The organism is Gloeocapsa sp. PCC 7428 (assembly GCF_000317555.1).
In the GTDB taxonomy this organism is placed as follows: domain Bacteria; phylum Cyanobacteriota; class Cyanobacteriia; order Cyanobacteriales; family Chroococcidiopsidaceae; genus Chroogloeocystis.
The window spans coordinates 4,865,516-4,883,123 of the sequence record NC_019745.1 but is presented as its reverse complement, the minus strand read 5'-3'; the positions used below and the strand labels follow the sequence as shown (position 1 = coordinate 4,883,123).

The 17,608-nt window shown below is 42.1% G+C and carries 12 protein-coding genes; 7 read left to right on the top strand and 5 right to left on the bottom strand.

Annotated features, from left to right (window positions below):
- The first annotated feature begins 6 nt into the window (after window positions 1-6).
- The 6 genes from GLO7428_RS21500 (at window position 7) to GLO7428_RS21475 (ending at window position 8,611) form a co-directional block, all read left to right on the top strand.
- On the top strand, window positions 7-1,617 hold the full coding sequence (locus tag GLO7428_RS21500) for a glycosyltransferase family 39 protein (RefSeq protein WP_015190689.1): 1,611 nt from the start codon (window positions 7-9) through the stop codon (window positions 1,615-1,617).
- Between the two features lie 382 nt (window positions 1,618-1,999).
- Window positions 2,000-3,097, top strand: coding sequence for an ABC transporter substrate-binding protein (locus tag GLO7428_RS21495; protein ID WP_015190688.1), 1,098 nt, complete (start codon window positions 2,000-2,002; stop codon window positions 3,095-3,097).
- A gap of 18 nt (window positions 3,098-3,115) precedes the next feature.
- Window positions 3,116-4,855, top strand: coding sequence for an iron ABC transporter permease (locus tag GLO7428_RS21490; protein WP_015190687.1), 1,740 nt, complete (start codon window positions 3,116-3,118; stop codon window positions 4,853-4,855).
- A gap of 21 nt (window positions 4,856-4,876) precedes the next feature.
- Window positions 4,877-6,010 (top strand): ABC transporter ATP-binding protein, encoded by a 1,134-nt coding sequence (locus GLO7428_RS21485; protein WP_015190686.1) that lies wholly within the window; start codon window positions 4,877-4,879, stop codon window positions 6,008-6,010.
- Between the two features lie 9 nt (window positions 6,011-6,019).
- Complete coding sequence (locus GLO7428_RS21480; protein WP_015190685.1) at window positions 6,020-7,540, top strand: acyl--CoA ligase; 1,521 nt, start codon at window positions 6,020-6,022, stop codon at window positions 7,538-7,540.
- Between the two features lie 93 nt (window positions 7,541-7,633).
- Entirely contained in the window at window positions 7,634-8,611 is a 978-nt protein-coding gene (locus GLO7428_RS21475) for a 2-dehydropantoate 2-reductase (RefSeq protein ID WP_015190684.1), read from the top strand.
- Here GLO7428_RS21475 and GLO7428_RS21470 read toward each other — a convergent pair.
- The 3 genes from GLO7428_RS21470 to GLO7428_RS21460 form a co-directional block, all read right to left on the bottom strand.
- A complete protein-coding gene (locus GLO7428_RS21470) occupies window positions 8,600-10,180 on the bottom strand; it encodes a gamma-glutamyltransferase family protein (protein WP_015190683.1) in 1,581 nt (526 codons plus the stop codon). The two genes, GLO7428_RS21475 and GLO7428_RS21470, sit on opposite strands and share 12 nt — an antisense overlap.
- Window positions 10,181-10,184: 4 nt before the next feature.
- Window positions 10,185-11,429 (bottom strand): EcsC family protein, encoded by a 1,245-nt coding sequence (locus GLO7428_RS21465; RefSeq protein WP_015190682.1) that lies wholly within the window; start codon window positions 11,427-11,429, stop codon window positions 10,185-10,187.
- A 211-nt stretch (window positions 11,430-11,640) separates the two neighbouring features.
- Window positions 11,641-12,387: a hypothetical protein gene (locus GLO7428_RS21460; RefSeq protein WP_015190681.1), complete on the bottom strand. Its 747-nt coding sequence runs from the start codon at window positions 12,385-12,387 to the stop codon at window positions 11,641-11,643.
- 244 nt (window positions 12,388-12,631) lie between these two features.
- Between GLO7428_RS21460 and GLO7428_RS21455 the strand changes: the two genes are divergently transcribed.
- Window positions 12,632-14,221 carry a glycoside hydrolase family 57 protein gene (locus GLO7428_RS21455; protein WP_015190680.1) on the top strand — a complete coding sequence of 530 codons (1,590 nt, stop codon included), beginning with the start codon at window positions 12,632-12,634 and terminating at the stop codon, window positions 14,219-14,221.
- 27 nt (window positions 14,222-14,248) lie between these two features.
- Here the strand turns inward: GLO7428_RS21455 and GLO7428_RS21450 are convergent, their stop codons facing one another.
- Both GLO7428_RS21450 and GLO7428_RS21445 read right to left on the bottom strand, forming a co-directional pair.
- Window positions 14,249-15,892, bottom strand: coding sequence for a hypothetical protein (locus tag GLO7428_RS21450; RefSeq protein ID WP_231295515.1), 1,644 nt, complete (start codon window positions 15,890-15,892; stop codon window positions 14,249-14,251).
- A gap of 174 nt (window positions 15,893-16,066) precedes the next feature.
- A complete protein-coding gene (locus GLO7428_RS21445; protein ID WP_015190678.1) occupies window positions 16,067-17,608 on the bottom strand; it encodes a glycosyltransferase family 39 protein in 1,542 nt (513 codons plus the stop codon).

Below are 17,608 nucleotides of genomic sequence, written 5' to 3'. Positions count from 1 at the left end.
TGATAAATGACTCGTTATAAATATAATCTTCCTTACCTTCATTGTTTTTTAATTGCTGTCATATTACTTGGTATTTTTTTTAGATTCGTCAATCTCGATAAAAAAGTTTATTGGATTGATGAAGTGCATACATCAGTGCGCGTTGTTGGTTACAAAAAAACCGAATTTGTTGATGAAGTACCAAGCGATCGCATTATTAATATTAAAGATTTACAAGTCTTCCAACGCTTATCGCCGGAAAGAAATTGGTTCGATACAATCAATGCTTTAGCTGCAAATGCCGAACATACACCCGCATATTATGCGATCGCTCGTTTAGCAATGCAAGTTTTTGGGAGTTCTGTTGCTGCCACTCGTGGTGTAGCGGCTGTTATTAGTTTATTCGTCTTTCCCTGCATTTACTGGTTATGTTTAGAGTTATTTGCTACGCCACTTGTAGGATGGATCGCAATGGCTTTAGTTGCCGTTTCTCCAGTACACGTACTATATGCTCAAGAAGCAAGACAGTATAGTTTACTGACTGTAACTACATTACTAGCTAGTATTACATTTTTACGCGCTATTCGTCAAAAAACAAAGTTAATCTGGGGAATGTATGCTTTAACAGTTGTTCTAGGTTTATACTCCCATCTTTTATTTATTTTAGTTTCTTTTGCGCATGGTGTTTATTTGTTACTTCAAGAGCAATTTCGCGTAACCAAGAATTTTCTTGCTTATCTTATTGCTTCATTAGTTGGAATAGTAACATTAATTCCTTGGATAATTTTATATTTTATTAATGCAAGTAGTATTGGTGAATGGACAGCCCGTGCAATTAGTTTTGATACTTTAATAAAAAGATGGCTATTAAATTTTACTACTCTATTTTTTGATATCCAAGTCGCCTATAATAACGTTCAATTTTTTGATGTTGAAGCAGGCAATGATATTCAATTTAATGCTAATGATATTTTGCTATATGTAATTCCTGTATTTATAGCGCTAGTTGTATATGCATTTTATATTTTATGCAATTATACATCAACATCAAGTTGGTCATTTGTCGTTACGCTTTTATTCATTACTACTATAAGCTTGGTGCTACCAGATGTAATTTCTGGCGGACAACGCTCTAGTATCGCGAGATATTTGTTACCTGGTTATCTGGCTATACAAATAGCTGTTGCTTATTTATTTGCTAACCGTTTGACGGCGACTTATTTGAAGCATTCGCAGCAGAAAATATGGCAAATTATTTTAGCGATCGCGCTAGCGAGTGGAATTGTATCTTGTATTGTGAGTGCGCAAGCGGAAACTTGGTGGAACAAGTATAGTAGTTATTACAATCCTGATATTGCTGACATTATTAATCAAGCAAATCAGCCGCTAGTTATTAGTAGTCAAAAGCGAGTCAGTCGTATTACTTCACTGAGCTACGAACTTGAGCCTAAAGTCAGTGTATTGTTGGTGAGTGAAACTGAAATTCCTGACGCTATTAAACGATTTAGTGAAGTTTTCTTATTTAGACCTGATGCAGAATTGCAAGCAAGATTACAAAACCATCCTAATTATAAATTAGAACTCATCCATGCTCCAGGTCAACTTTGGAGAATACAAATAACAGTGGAGTCAGCTTAATTCACAGCTAGCGAAACGGTTGATGATGTTGGGGATTGACACAGCATCTTCAGCGCCTTGTTATTCTACGCAAAGTTTTACTTATAATCTTAATGCAATTAACTTTATCAAAAACTTTTACTTATATATATCAACAAAAAAAGTGAACATTTTATTCAAAAAAAATCAGAAAGTTGTAATATCCTGAACATAAGAATGCGCAACCGAGTCCATCTCAAACTTAATTGACTTTACTTACTTCATTAATAATCGAACTGAAAATCTAAAGTTACCTTTCTAAACGGCGTATAAATTTTAATACCTATCTAAGTATTGTCTTTCAAAGTTAATACTGTAGAAAGTAAAAAATAAGCTGCGGATATTTCTTTGGCATGGAGGTTGAATGAATAGAATTTCTCGACGTAGATTTATTGTCTTTACTGGAACATCATCGGTAAGTTTAATCGCGCTAAAGGGATGTACAGCCAACACTGGAAATCAATCCGCTTCGCTTGTTACCGAACAATCTCCTATATCACCTAGCGATGAGAAAGCCCTTTACGAAGCTGCAAAAAAGGAAGGAAAGCTTGTTCTATATACTGTTTTTTTTACCCAAGAAATTGTTAATGAAATCGGTGCGGCGTTTACCGCTAAATATCCAGGAATTACTTTTGAGGGAACTCGTAATGCTGCTGCTACTTTGTTTCAAAAAATTAACCAAGAAATCCAAGCTGGTTTAAGAGTAACAGACGTTTTTGGAACGACTGACATTAGTCAAATGATCCAGTTAAAAGATCAGGCAAGACTCTTACAATACGAACCGGTAAATAAAGCAAATATTCCTGAACCGTATCGCAATCTCGATCCTGATAACTTCTATCAAGTGGGTGCTTTGATTCCGATTGTGATTGCATACAACACCAAAAAAATATCAGCAACAAATGTTCCTAGAAGTTGGAAAGATTTAGTGCAAGAGCAGTATAGAGATCAAATTGCTACAGGTAGTGGTGCAGCAAGTGGACAAGTAGGAACTTGGGCGATCGCAATGCAGCAAAAGTATGGTTGGGACGAGTATATTGTCAGATTTAATCAACTTAATCCTAAGCTAGGGCGCTCAATTAACGATGTCATTCCAGTTCTTGTATCCGGCGAACGCGCGATTGGAATTGCAACGCTGGGGCAAACATTAACGCGTAAAGCTCAAGGCGATCCACTAGAGGTCGTTTACCCTACTGATGGTGCAGTTGTCGTCGTGGGTCCGATTGGGATACTACGAAATGCGCCTCATCCGAATGCCGCCAAGCTATTTATGAATTTTTTAACGACGAAAGAGTATTCAGAGCTAATTGCCAAGTATTACGAGCAACCGCTCACAGCTGATGTTTCCATTGCTGGTGCGAAAACGCTTAAAGATATGCAACCTACAGTTCCTACTTCAGCGGAAATTCAACGCAATATCCCTGACGTGATTAGGAAGTGGCGTGATGTATTCGGTGCTTAAAGCAACGGAGGAAAAATTTTGACAACTCAAACTGGTATCGCAAGATTAATTGTTAGCCCACAGCGGTTTTTAAACCGTTGGCTTGGAAAATATGACTTTTCTTTCGTTTTCTGGATTGGCTTCATTGTTATTTTGCTAGTGTTGATTGGCTTGCCAAGCTATTGGTTAGTCTTGCGTAGCTTCATGCAAGTCAATGAAGGTGGGTTCACTCTCAGCAATTACATTGAGGTATTGACAAACCCACGCTTTCGCGAGGCGGCGCTCAACTCGTTGATGCTAGCAACAGGAACCGGAGTTCTCAGTGTTTTGATTGGAGTTCCTCTCGCTTGGGCAACTACTCGGACAAATATGCCGTTACGAGGACTCATGCGCGTCTTGTTGCTGGGGGCATTTTCGGTGCCTACCTTTTTGGGTGGAATTGCGTGGATTTTATTAGCTGCTCCGACATCAGGTTGGCTCAATCGGGTTTTTATCGAACTGACTGGGATAGAAAAAGGACCGCTTGATGTTTATACAATGTTGGGTGCAATTTTTGTAGTAGGAATCTACAGCTTTCAATATGTATTTTTGATGGTGAGTTCGGCGCTGGAGTTTGTTTCTTCAGAATTAGAAGATGCGGCGACAGTGTTGGGAGCGGGTACATTTGCAACAACATTTCGCATCACTTTACCACTTGTATTACCAGCGATTATTTCCGGCTTTATTTTGTCCTTTTTAGAAGCGATCGCGCTTTTTGGTTCTCCTACGCTAATACTGATTCCAGCGCGGATTAATATTGTAACAACCGAAATCTGGCAGCAGTTTCAATATCCTTCTAATGTTGAACTAGCTTCAGCTTTTTCGATATGTTTGGTTGTTATCACCGCAGCTTTACTGTTATTGCAACGTCGTCTGCTGGCGCGCAAGGGCTACACTACGCTGACGGGGAAAGCTGGACGAAAACGTTTGATTAACTTGGGATACTGGAAATGGGCGTTTCTAGCTTTTTGCTTACTTGTTGCTACGCTATCGCTGTTTTTACCGGTTTACGTTCTATTGCGTACTGCGCTATCAAAGTCTTGGGGACGCCCACTGGATGCTTCTAACTTGACACTTGCCTGGTTTGAAGATGTGTTGTTTAAGCAGCCTTTTACCTCAGGCGCGATCCAAAATACGCTCATTTATGCTGCTGGCGCAGCGACGTTTGCGATGTTAGTTGGCATTGTGATAGCTTACATCGTTAATCGCAAATTGGTACGGTTTTATAGAGTATTAGGCTTTCTCCCAATGCTACCTTTAGCAATTCCTGGAATTGTGATTGCTGTTGGGATTTTTTCTGCTTACTCGCGCCCGCCGTTAGTACTGTATGGCTCAGCAGCAATTTTGATTATTGCTTTTACAACACGATTTTTACCGATCGCCTTTTCTAACGCTGGTAATATTTTCACAAGTATCAATCCTGAGTTGGAACTCGCGGCGCGTAATCTCGGCGCAACTCAGGCAACAACAGTACATAAGATTACTGTACCTTTGGTACAGCGCGGTTTAATCAGCGGCTGGCTTCTCGTGTTCATCTTATCGGTGCGCGAGCTAAGTTGTGCGATTCTACTCTACACAAATAACACGCAAGTCATTTCCACTGCTTTATTTCAATTGGTAACAGAAGGCAGCTACGAACGTGTAGCCGCATTAGGAATCGTGATGCTCGCAATTATCTTCACCACAATAGGTATTACTTACAAGTTCCTGGGACGCGATTTCATGCTCGAAAAAGGCTAGAACACTCAAATCAAAAATTCTATGGCAAGCATTACAATCGACAATTTAACCAAATACTTTCAAAATAGCTGCGCAGTTGACCATATCGATCTGAATGTAGCCGATGGCGAGTTGATTGCTTTGTTAGGTCCTTCGGGTTGTGGTAAAACAACAACATTGCGAATGCTAGCAGGTTTCGTGTTTCCCGATGAGGGACGAATCTTAGTAGGCGATCGCATCGTTTCTTCTCCACAAAAAACTGTGCCGCCAGAGAAGCGCAACATGTCAATGATTTTTCAAAGTTACGCGATTTGGCCGCATAAAACGGTGTTTGAAAATGTAGCATTTGGACTCGAGTTGCGTCATGTAGGACGCGAACAGCTACGCGCGCGCGTAAACCGAGCCTTGGAAATTGTACACTTAACTAGATTTGCTAATCGTTATCCCTCAGAACTGTCAGGAGGGCAACAGCAGCGCGTCGCCCTAGCACGCGCGATTGTTGTGGAACCACAGATTTTGCTCTTAGATGAGCCACTGTCTAACTTAGATGCAAGCTTGCGAGATGAAATGCGCAATGAAATCCGCAATCTCCACGATCAACTCAAACTCACAACGGTGTATGTTACTCACGATCAAGGAGAAGCGTTGGTGCTTGCAGACCGAATTGTTGTGATGTATGAAGGTACTATTCAACAAGTAGGCACTCCCGAAGAGATTTATGAAAGTCCAGCAACCGAGTTTGTGGCGCGGTTTATTGGACGTTGTAACGTGCTTCCTGGTACTTTGTTAGCTTCGGGACAAGTAGATGTGGGAGGCGCATTAATTACAGCGAAAAACTATGCCCCAGGAGTTTATCCTGGTCAAGCAGTCGCATTAAGCGTACGTCCTCACTCGATTATCATGGACCCAGTTTATTGCCCGACGGACAATCCAGGTATGAACTGTTTTAGTGCTTGGGTGGAACACCACAACTATTATGGAGAATTTCGCGAGTATACTGTGCGCTTAGATAACAGCAATATTGTTTTGAGCGTGGTAACTTCTCCTCATGTCCGTCACCAAATCAGCGAACAGATGTATCTAGCAATTCCTGCTGAATGCTGTCGTGTAGTTCCTCAGAGTGCTACTACTACTCACGTATCGGAAACGATCGCCACAGCAGCGGCTGTAACTTGAGATGATCTTATGACTTCACTTACTCACAAATCAGCAACACTACTCGATCTACTTATTGGAGAAGACGATCGCCCAGCAATTGTTGCACCGGATAAACCAAGTTTGACTTATCAGCAACTACGTCAGCAAATTGTCGAACTCGCCGCACAGTTGAATCACTTGGGAATTAAACGCGGATCGCGAATTGCGATCGCAATGCCGAATGGTTCAGAAATGATTTTAACTTACCTGGCTGCGGCAACGTGCGGTACAGCCGCGCCGTTGAATCCTAAATATAAACAAGAGGAATTTGCGTTTTATTACGAAGACACGCAAGCGATCGCGCTGATTGTTCTTGGTGATGGAATTGCGGCGGCGCAAGCGGCGGTAACTCCTGAGATGATGCTTATTCAAGCGACGCCAAATTCTGATGGTACGTTGTCTTTACACAAGATTCAGGGAAAAGAATATCCACCGCAAACGATTGAACAAGCTGAATCAGAAGATGTCGCCATGATTCTGCATACGAGTGGGACGACAAGTCGCCCGAAGCGCGTACCAATTAAACATCGTCATCTGGCGGCTTCGGCGCGGAATATTATTGGCACTTATAACTTGAGTGGAAGCGATCGCGCTTTGTGTATTATGCCGCTGTTTCACGTTCATGGAATTGTCGCCTCGATGCTATCAACTTTAGCATCAGGGGGAACTGTGATTTGCCCAAATGGGTTTAATGCAATGGAGTTTTGGCGGATTTTTAGCGAGTTTCAACCGACGTGGTACTCAGCCGTACCAACAATGCATCAACTGCTACTCGCCCGCGCCGAACGCAATCAAGAGGCGATCGCTAAAAGTCGTTTACGATTTATTCGTTCGAGTAGTTCCTCGCTACCTCCAGTGGTGTTAGAACGCCTCGAAGCGACGTTTCATGTTCCGGTACTAGAAGCATATAGCATGACCGAAGCATCGCACCAAATGACTTCCAATCCTCTACCTCCTGGTACGCGCAAAGCTGGTAGTGTAGGGTACGGGTTCGGCGTGGAAGTCGGGATTATGGATGAAGCAGGTAATTTATTAGAAAACGGACAGTTGGGCGAGGTTGTTGTTAAAGGTGCTAATGTTGTGGATGGTTATGAAAATAATCCTGAAGCCAATGCTAAAGCGTTTACCCAGGGTTGGTTTCATACCGGCGATCAAGGTGTAATTGATCGTGATGGCTATCTTTCTTTGACTGGGCGCATCAAAGAGTTGATTAACCGAGGCGGAGAGAAAATTTCTCCTTTAGAAGTTGATAATGTTTTACTGCGTCATGCGGCGGTTGCAGAAGCACTGACATTTGCAGTTCCCCACAAAACTTTAGGTGAAGATATCCACGCGGCAGTGGTTTTGAAAGATAGTACTGTTAGCGAACAGGAATTACGCAAACATTGCTCAGAACTTCTCGCAGAATTTAAAGTTCCCCGTCAATTGCATATTCTAGAAGAGTTACCCAGAGGCGCAACGGGTAAATTGCAACGGTTGAATATGGCAAAGTTGCTGAATATTGGGTGAATAATACTGTTTTGCTTTAAAGTTTCTATAAAGCAGAGGAAGCAGAGGGGGTATTAATTGTAGTTCTTAGTTAGAGAATTAGTGTAAGCGGTTATGAAAATTTGTATTGTTGGTGCAGGTGCGATCGGGGGATACATCGGGGCTAAATTGGCGCTAGCTGGCGAACAAGTTACGTTAATTGCACGCGGCGCGCATCTGCAAGCAATTCAACAACAAGGTTTAACGCTACGCAATGCAGATGGTACAGCAGAGTTGATTAAAGATGTCGTTGCAACACAAGATATTTCAAGTGCGGGTACGCAAGATGTTGTTATTTTGGCATTGAAAGCACAGAGTGTACCAGGTGTTGCGCCTAATTTACCTGCATTGTATAGTGCGGAAACAATCGTCGTGACTGCACAGAATGGCATTCCTTGGTGGTATTTTCGCAAGCTTGAAAGTCCCTATGCCGATTATCAAATTCAGTCGGTCGATCCGCAAGGAATCGTAGAAGCACACATTCCTGTTGATCGCGTGATTGGCTGTGTCGTGTATCCAGCAGCGGAAATTGTCGCGCCTGGTATCGTACAACATATCGAGGGCGATCGCTTTTCTTTAGGCGAACTTGATGGTACAAAAACTTCTCGCATTCAACAACTCTCGCAAAGTTTCCGTCAAGCAGGAATCAAAGCGCCTGTCCGCAACCAGATTCGGAATGAGTTGTGGGTGAAACTGTGGGGAAATTTAGCGTTTAACCCGATTAGTGCGTTAACAAGATGCACATTAGAAGAGATTTGTCAATATTCCTTAACGCGCCTCCTGGCAAAAAATATGATGCTTGAAGCGCAGGCGATCGCCGAGAAACTGGGTGTAGAGTTTGGCATTTCGCTTGAGCAACGCATCGAAGGCGCAGAAAAAGTCGGCGCGCACAAAACCTCGATGCTACAAGACATTGAAGCACAGCGTCCAACTGAAGTTGATGCCATTGTCGGTGCTGTTGCCGAACTTGGAAAATTAACGCAAACCCCAACTCCCTACATTGACGCCATTTATGCGAGTGTCAAGTTACTCGAAAAAACTCTAACCCGCTAAGGCAATACCATCGGCACGCGGTTCAGAAGCTGCGATTAAGGTTTCTCCTTGCCGTAAGATGATTTGACCTTTGCCAAAGTTACGCCGCTCGGCGATAATTTGAATATCATGTCCGCGATCGCCTAATGCGAGTGCAACTGAATGCGGTACGGTTGGTTCGAGTAACACTGTTTTCCCTGTCGTAAATTGCCAGCGGGGTGCGTCTAAAGTTGCTTGCGGATTCATGTCATAATCAGCTAGGTTAACGACAACTTGCAGATGTCCTTGCGGTTGCATATGTCCTCCCATGACGCCGAATGGTCCTAAGGGATTGTTGTCTTGCGTGAGGAAGCCTGGAATAATTGTATGAAAAGGACGTTTTGCAGGTGCAATTTGATTTGGGTGTCCGGTTTGTAGCGTAAAGCCTGAACCGCGATTTTGTAATGCAATGCCTGTTTCAGGAACAAGAATTCCACTACCAAAGCCCATGTAGTTTGACTGGATGAAAGACACCATCAAGTCGCGATCGGCGGCTGCAAGATAGACGGTTCCGCCTTTGGGTAGATTAGGTTGTGCGAATAGCGCGTGGTTGCTAATTAACTCGCGTCGCTGTGCGGCGTAAGTTTTATCTAAAAGGCGATCGCTTGTTACTTGCATAAATTCAGGATCGCCGACGTGCGCGTGAACATCTGCAAACGCAAGTTTCATCGCTTCAATTTGCAGATGATAGCTTTCCACCGACTCGCGTGGATAACGCGATAAATCAAAACCTTCCAGAATATTCAACGCCATCAATGCGGCAATTCCTTGCGTATTTGGGGGAATTTCCCAAACGGTTAAATCGCGATAATTTGTCGAAATGGGTTGCACCCAGTCGGGTTGATGCTGTGCTAAATCTTCTTGTGTTAGCATTCCTCCTGTATCGGCGGCAAAATTTGCAATTTTCAGCGCTAAATTTCCACGATAGAAACTTTCTCCACCAGTTTCAGCAATTTCGCGTAGTGTTTGCGCGTGAGCAATGCTTCCCCATATTTCACCTGCACGCGGGGCGCGATCGCCTGGAAAAAAGACTTGTTTGAACGGTTGAAATTCTGAGGCGTTGAGTGCTAAAAGATTTGATGCAGCTTGCCAGGCTCGCGCAGTTTCGGGAGATACCGGAAAACCTTGTTCAGCATAGCGGATCGCCGGTACAAACAATTGCTCAAATGGTAATTTTCCCCAACCTTCCCACAGCGATCGCCACGCGGAAACAGCCCCAGGTACAGTGACGGTTAACCAACCCGCAAGCGGAATTTGTAGTATGTCATCAACTTTGAGATATCGCGGGCTTTTGCCAGAAGCATTCAATCCATGTAATTTTCCATCCCAAACTAATGCAAAGGCATCCGCACCAATGCCATTAGAAGTCGGTTCGACGACTGTGAGTGCGATCGCCATTGCTAACGCCGCATCGACAGCGTTACCACCAGCCCAAAACATTTCCATTGCAGCCAGCGTTGCTAATGGTTGACTGGTACTGGCGGCATAATTTTTCCCTAAAATCACGCGTCGCGATGCAGCATAAGGATATTGCGTTAAGTCGAACGACATTAAGTTAACCTTGAGACTCTACCTTTGACTGAATTGAGTTTAAGTCAAGATCGAATTTGTCGGCGATCGCTTCCATAATGCGTGCTGCTTCGGGCGTAATAATGCGGTCTTTTTGCGCAATTCTATAACACTGGGCTAGTAAAGGAATCGCAAAATCACGATTGAGTTGATTGAGGAGAGTGTCTAACGGTTGAGGTGATTTAATATTATTGCCAATGCTTGCTAACGAAGACTCGCTGAAGTTGAGGTTTTTTAATTCGGGGAGAATCTCTTCCCACGATTTTTCTGGGTGACTTGCAAGGATCATGTGTACCAGAACTTGATCCATAACAGCTTCTTGAGCGATCGCCGTTTCAGCATAGCGATCGCTTTGTTTTGTGATCTCTGCAAGCGTTTCCTCAGAATCAATCGAAGTATTTTGATCTAACTTCGCTTCATAAAAGCGACACGCTGCATATCCGACAGAATACATAATCGCCGCATTAGAACTTGAACCAATCATTGCCCCAGCAAAGGGAATATTCCGTAGTAAGCCTAAACCTGCGGTACGTAACAAACGCCCACCCCCTAATGCTAAGCCAAAAATCGCCAGTACTTCGCCTTTGCGCGCGGGTTCTTTTAAATCAAGTCCATACGCCGCTGCAATTTGATAAACCATTTCTGCTTGTAGGCGTGTCGTTGCAGCTAAATCAACCGCAAGCAGTGCTAAAGCTGCCCCTGGTAAGATACTACTTGCTAAACCTATGCCACCTGCATACGTTGCCTTTTCCACCATGATGCGATGTGCAATTTCGCTAGGTGACTCGTTAGGATACTGTTGTTGTAGCTTTCTGACTTCCTCGGTAGCTTTTTCAAGATCGACGTTATCGGTTGCGCCGACTAACCATTGCAGATTAAGCACGCGCGAAAAGCGCTGTACTATCCAATTATCGCCAACAAAGTTAACCGCTTCGCCCGCAGTCTGCGTTGCTTGCGCAATGAGATCGTGCGTTTGTTTCGCGGCGGCTTCACCGACTTCCACAGCAGTTTGTGCTAGCGATAACCCTGTTTGGGCTGCGGTAGTGGCAACTGCTACTGTGACATCACCAACGGTTTTGGCAAAGAAATCAAAGAAAGATGGTGAATCGTCTGTGGTATTTGGTTGTGTAGGTGGATTCGGAGCTTTGTTTTCGGTTTTTGGCGGGAGAATCGTCACTTCAACATCCGATGCATCAGACGCCGGTGACCGTTGTTGAGATTTATCTTGCATGAGTAAGTGTATGATTTAAATCGACTTCACTCTCCCTTGTAGCCGAAATTCTAGGTATAAAACATCTATCTGCGATCGCATCTTCGCTAGCAGCAAAGTAGATTTTTGGGCGATTGCAATCGAAGGCATCATATTTAAATCCATTGATGGTAACTAGTCACCCGTCACAAGTAACTAGCCACAAAGAAAAGCTATTTAACTGGAGATGATATCATAACTCGCTTTTACCCCTGATCTCTGACCTCTGACCCGTGCTATTCGCCGTCGCTTGTACAATTCGATTATCTAATTTAGTCGCCAAATCTTGCAGTGATGCTTGTGGTGTCGTGCGATTTAAAGACATAACTGCGGTGAATACACCCACATTACCCCGCCGAAAGCTACCGACATCAACTTGCGCTTTTTGATTCAATGCACCAATTGCTAGCGTCGCGCCTGCGGAAGAGTTACCAACATTCAAGCGATTCGGTTGGTGTTCGAGAAGTCTAGCAGCTACGCCAATTTGCGGTTGTAATTTAGTAAATAACTGTTGCCAGTATTGTGGTTGTTCAACTTGTCGCAGATTTGCATCAAAGCGTAGTAAACTCAGTGGTTGATTAGGGATTGTTGTTGTAAAACCTGAGACAACTTCTAATGTGTCGCGGTTGACGTACACAAAATAATCGTTAATTTGCAGATTTTGTTTTGTTAAAAGTGGTACAAAATTACTTAAGTAAGCTGCAAGTTGTGGTTTAAAAGCTGAAGGAATTTCTTCAAAACCTGCGGGTAAGTCTTCAATCCTCAAAGTTGTAGCAGGTGATACAGTTTTTTGTGCTAATTGCACAGTGAATGGTGTTGCAGCATTTAAGATTTCTACTGAAAATGAAGTGAGTAGCGTACTTGTGACAACAGCTACGGTAAAAAGCGATCGCCGCCGGCGCTGAGATACTTGCAATGAATTGCTGACAGCAGTTTTCATTACCAAACGTTTTTATGCTCTGAACCTACAAAAAATACTGACTTCTTTTTGCATTGCTTTAGTTCCTACGCTGGTTCCTTTAGCTTTCAAGTGCGATCGCGATGGAAATTATTTCATCCTAACATCAACGCTTTAGGGTAAAACAGGACTTCTACGCGTCCCCATTTCGACATAAAATTCTTAGAACATCCTGACGTTCTCCCGCTTACTGGTCTGTTCCTTAACCCATAATTTTTAGATTACTATGGCTATTGGCTACGTTGCCCTTGTCCTCCACGCTCATCTCCCGTTTGTTCGTCATCCCGAAAGCGATTACGTACTTGAAGAAGAGTGGCTTTATGAAGCCATCACAGAAACGTACATTCCTCTACTGCAAGTCTTTGAAGGACTTAAGCAAGACGGGATCGACTTCAAAATTACGATGAGTATGACACCGCCGTTGGTGTCGATGTTGCAAGATTCGCTGTTGCAAGAACGCTACGATCAGCATTTAGCCAAGCTAGAAGAATTAGCAGAACTCGAAGTCGAATACAACAAGCACAACGGACACATTCGCTATCTTGCTGAACACTACGCCACAGAATTTAATAACGCCCGCAATTTATGGGAACGGTACAAAGGCGATCTCGTCACCGCATTTAAGCAATTTCAAGACACTAATAACTTAGAAATTATTACCTGTGGTGCAACGCATGGCTATTTGCCGTTGATGAAGATGTATCCTCAAGCTGTGTGGGCGCAAATTCAAGTTGCTTGCGAACACTACGAACAAACGTTTGGTTGTGCGCCTAGAGGCATATGGCTACCCGAATGTGCGTATTATGAAGGTTTAGAGCGAATGCTTGCGGATGCAGGCTTGCGTTACTTCTTGACAGATGGACACGGTATTTTGTACGCGCGTCCGCGTCCTCGTTTTGGCAGTTACGCACCTATATTTACAGAAACGGGTGTTGCGGCGTTTGGACGCGATCACGAATCTTCGCAGCAAGTTTGGTCATCAGAAGTCGGTTATCCTGGTGCAGCAGAGTACCGCGAGTTTTATAAAGACTTGGGATGGGAGGCTGATTACGAATATATCAAGCCCTACATCATGCCCAATGGACAGCGGAAAAACACGGGTATTAAATATCATAAAATTACTGGACGCGGTTTAGGACTATCTGATAAAGCGCTTTACGATCCTTACTGGGCGCGAGAAAAAGCCGCAGAACACGCGGGCAATTTTATGTATAACCGCGAACGCCAAGTCGAGCATTTGTATGGAATAATGCAGCGATCGCCCATCATTGTTTCTCCCTATGATGCAGAATTATTCGGTCACTGGTGGTATGAAGGTCCGTGGTTCATCGATTACTTATTCCGTAAATCGTGGTATGACCAAGGAACGTATCAGATGACGCACTTAGCAGATTATTTACGCGTCAACCCCACACAGCAAATCTGCAAGCCTTCGCAATCGAGTTGGGGTTATAAAGGATTCCACGAATATTGGTTAAATGAAACAAATGCCTGGATTTACCCGCATTTGCACAAAGCCGCTGAACGCATGATCGAATTATCGCGGCGCGAACCCGTAGATGAATTAGAATGGCGGGCGCTAAACCAAGCCGCAAGAGAAGTATTATTAGCGCAATCCTCAGACTGGGCGTTTATTATGCGGACGGGAACAATGGTTCCGTATGCGGTGCGCCGGACGCGATCGCACTTGATGCGTTTCAATAAACTCTACGAAGACATCAACATCGGTAAAATCGATAGCGGTTGGCTAGAAAAAGTCGAGTCGATGGATAATATTTTCCCCAAAATCAACTATCGCGTTTATCGTCCGCTTTAAATTCAAATTATGGGGTTGGGTACTAACCTAACCCTTTGTACCAATACATGAAGCCTGTAACACTACAAAATCACCTGTTTCAAATACTGAACAGCGCTTAACTTCATTTGCTAATGCAGGAATTTTTCCTTGATGTAAGAAACTAATTGCTTGATTTGCCGCATCGTACTGTCTAATCCACCGACTGCGTGTGATATATACTGGATGCCAGGCTGAAGCTTCGATTAACCAGTAATCTATATCGTATTTCTGAATGAAACTTCGTACTTGTTGCAAATCAGGGCTGTATTGTGCAGCAATTAAATCATTCGTTCGTTGTCGAATTTGTGCATAGTAACCCTTATGATAGGGAACAGGAAATCCTACGCCACCTACTAAAATAGAACGTTGCGAAAACGAAGGAATATTCGCAGTTTCCTCGGTTAAAGAAGCAATGAGAATATCTTTTGGCTGCTGCGCAAAAAACTCATACAAAGCTGGAAATTTGCCGATAACGTAATCTGTTTTGGGAAACTTTTCTAGAAAAGCTGGTGAGATGATAACAGCAGTCAATAATAAAGTTGCTATTCCTAAAGCTAACCACTGATACTGTTTGGTATTTTGTTTAGTATGCGCAGCCCAATGTAATAAACCGTCTAATAATATGGCGATCGCAATTCCACCTGCGATCGCTGTCACAATTCTCAAACTATGCTCAGTATATCTCGTCGGCAGATGTAAGCGAAATAATAAAGCATGAGCAACAAAAAACATCCCTAACGATGCTAAGGTAATTTGTACCAAAAGCCAACCTTGAGAAGTTAGCTGTTTTATCAACGGAAATACTTTAGGGAAAAGCAACATCGGTAATAACAGCAGCGTTGCCACAATGGGTAAGATCGTTCCATACTTGGGCATCATGCCGCTACGCTGTCCAGTAAACCAGAAGTGTTGTGGAATATCAACAAAAAACTGACTCAAGCCTGTCGATCTAAACTCTGGTAAAGTTCTTGCTTCAGCAGGTATAATCACAGGACCATACTCTGAAGACTTTAACGCATAAACAGATAAAACGAGAAAAGCTACGCCTAAAGCGATCGCACAAAATAAATAGTCACGTCGATTCTGGGTAAATATTATCCTGCGATGCTGCCAACGAACCAATTGTAAAACTAAAATTCCTGCACAGATAAAGACGCCCTGGGGATAGAATAAGCCTAGAAGTGCGATCGCCACACAGACGAGCAATAAATTACGACGTAACAAATAGAATAAGAAGCCAGTAAATAGAGGATAGAAAAAAGCGACTGCTGTACCAGAAACTAAATCGTCGCGTAGCCATAAATACTGATTTAATAATAAAGTTGTGAGAAATCCTGCTAGAGGTATAGGAAAGATTTGTAGGCAAGTACCAAAACAAAATCCTGTTGTAATAACGCCTAATATTGTTGGTATAAATTTATTGAGCAACATAGGATCAATGCCCGTTGTTGCAAAGAAACGATATAAGTTTGTATAGCCTAACGGTGCGACTGATTGAAAGTAATCCGCTAATAAATCATTAGGAAATAAGCCAGGATCTAAAAAACGTCGCATCCAAAATACGTGCTGACGGGCATCGTCTTGGACAACATAATAACTACTAAAGCCTATTCTTAGACCTAAGAGACTATAAATTATAGCAAAAGTCAAACTGAGACTGAACCAAAATACTACTCTACGGTTGAATTTAATTTTTGGAGCAGTCACAAGCTTTTGTCGGCGCAAAGTTACCATAAGCAAAGAAATGTTTAGTTAATTAGATTTGAATAAGAAAAATATTTTATGTTTGTGAATTGGTGATTATATTCAATGTAATAATATGGGTTAACTAAGATTGTACAAATAGACATAAGAACCTTTTGTTTCAAAGGCATCAAGTTGGCTACCAAAGGTATCAAGATATGCCGTTACTCGTTCTTTTTCCTGTGCCCAACTACGCACGTGAGAAAATACAATCCACACTCTTGGCTTCCCACGTAACCTATCTAAATCTTTAGTGTATCTTTGCCATTCATTATCTGAAATACCCTGCCCATCTTGTTTATCTAAATCGTCTATACCCAAGATATAATCTTCGGCTTGATAACCAAATTTGTTAACATAATATTTAAATTGAAATTCTGCGCGTTGATATACATAGATGGTATCCTTCTGTTGTTGATGTTCTTTTATGTAAGCCATTACTGGTCGAATTTCTTGTTTTTCATACGGTCTAACAATCAAATATCCAGCAGTTCCTATTGGTGGAACAAGCAGTAATATCAAAATCAAAGTACCTATCTTGGCTTTTTGGGAAAGCTTTGTATACTTAATTGCTGCTGCGCCTTCACCAATTAAAAGAATAAAAAAAGGTGTAAGAAATAAGACGAGTCTACCATCAAACGGATAGAGATGTAGGTAAGTAGCAAAAAAAGTTACAATGATAGGAGATACAAATATTAATAAAATTCTTGAGTCTGTTTTAATCAAAGACGTACAACCTAGAAAAAATGTTAATATTGCAATCCCTAAAAATACATCTGGAAAGCCTAAAGGTTTATGGAAAAATTTCCAAAAAGTTGTTAGTAGCCACAAAAAATCAGTGAAAGATTTCGGAAAAGTACTACGACTTGCCCAAGAATTAAATAAATCTGTTTGATTAGCTAGAGATTGAAGACTAACAAAATAAAAAATACTAAAACTAGTAGCCCAAACTAAGTAAACTCCTAAAAGTTTTAGAAGTTTAGTCACTTCTTGATGGAGGAAAGTCAATAGCAATTGACTTAGTGCAAGACCAGCTAAAATAAATACAACCGAATGCGAAAACCAAATTAAAGTTCCGCCTAAAATACCGTATGTTACAACTTGTATATAATTGAGCTTGCTTTGGGACAAATCAATAAAAAGTAAACAAGCAAGTATTGCGATCGCTACATCGCTAGAGTACTGTTTGACTTCTGTAGCATAGTAAACTATGATGTGCAAGCTAGAAAAAAGTGCTAATGAAATCCATACGGCAAAAGGTTGTAAGCAGCGTTGAGCTAATCGATAGAAAAGAAATAACGAGATAATTGCTGATAAGAAAGGAAATAATCTTAAAGAATACTCGCTACCACCAAATAACTGTATTGCTAACTTTTCTACAAAGAGAAAACCAAGAGGTGCAGCTTGATCGTAATCTAGTGGTTTGAGTAACTCAGTGTAGGAACGATTCACAATATTAAGCGCAAGTGCTGCTTCATCATTCCATAGCGAACGATTATACAAGTATTGCACCAAGCGTACTAAGATACCAAAACTAATAATCGTCCAAGGTAATCTCTGCGATGAAAATAATGCTTTATTGATAGTTATAATAAATTTATTATGTGTAGGTAATAATTGCAT

What these genes read in the sequence shown, in the direction of transcription:
- GLO7428_RS21495 (WP_015190688.1), top strand. Translation starts at nt 2,000, where the DNA reads ATGAATAGAATTTCTCGACGTAGATTTATTGTCTTTACTGGAACATCA.
- GLO7428_RS21480 (WP_015190685.1), top strand. Translation starts at nt 6,020, where the DNA reads ATGACTTCACTTACTCACAAATCAGCAACACTACTCGATCTACTTATT.
- GLO7428_RS21465 (WP_015190682.1), bottom strand. Translation starts at nt 11,429, where the DNA reads ATGCAAGATAAATCTCAACAACGGTCACCGGCGTCTGATGCATCGGAT.
- GLO7428_RS21485 (WP_015190686.1), top strand. Translation starts at nt 4,877, where the DNA reads ATGGCAAGCATTACAATCGACAATTTAACCAAATACTTTCAAAATAGC.
- GLO7428_RS21475 (WP_015190684.1), top strand. Translation starts at nt 7,634, where the DNA reads ATGAAAATTTGTATTGTTGGTGCAGGTGCGATCGGGGGATACATCGGG.
- GLO7428_RS21460 (WP_015190681.1), bottom strand. Translation starts at nt 12,387, where the DNA reads ATGAAAACTGCTGTCAGCAATTCATTGCAAGTATCTCAGCGCCGGCGG.
- GLO7428_RS21500 (WP_015190689.1), top strand. Translation starts at nt 7, where the DNA reads ATGACTCGTTATAAATATAATCTTCCTTACCTTCATTGTTTTTTAATT.
- GLO7428_RS21455 (WP_015190680.1), top strand. Translation starts at nt 12,632, where the DNA reads ATGGCTATTGGCTACGTTGCCCTTGTCCTCCACGCTCATCTCCCGTTT.
- GLO7428_RS21445 (WP_015190678.1), bottom strand. Translation starts at nt 17,608, where the DNA reads ATGCAATTATTACCTACACATAATAAATTTATTATAACTATCAATAAA.
- GLO7428_RS21470 (WP_015190683.1), bottom strand. Translation starts at nt 10,180, where the DNA reads ATGTCGTTCGACTTAACGCAATATCCTTATGCTGCATCGCGACGCGTG.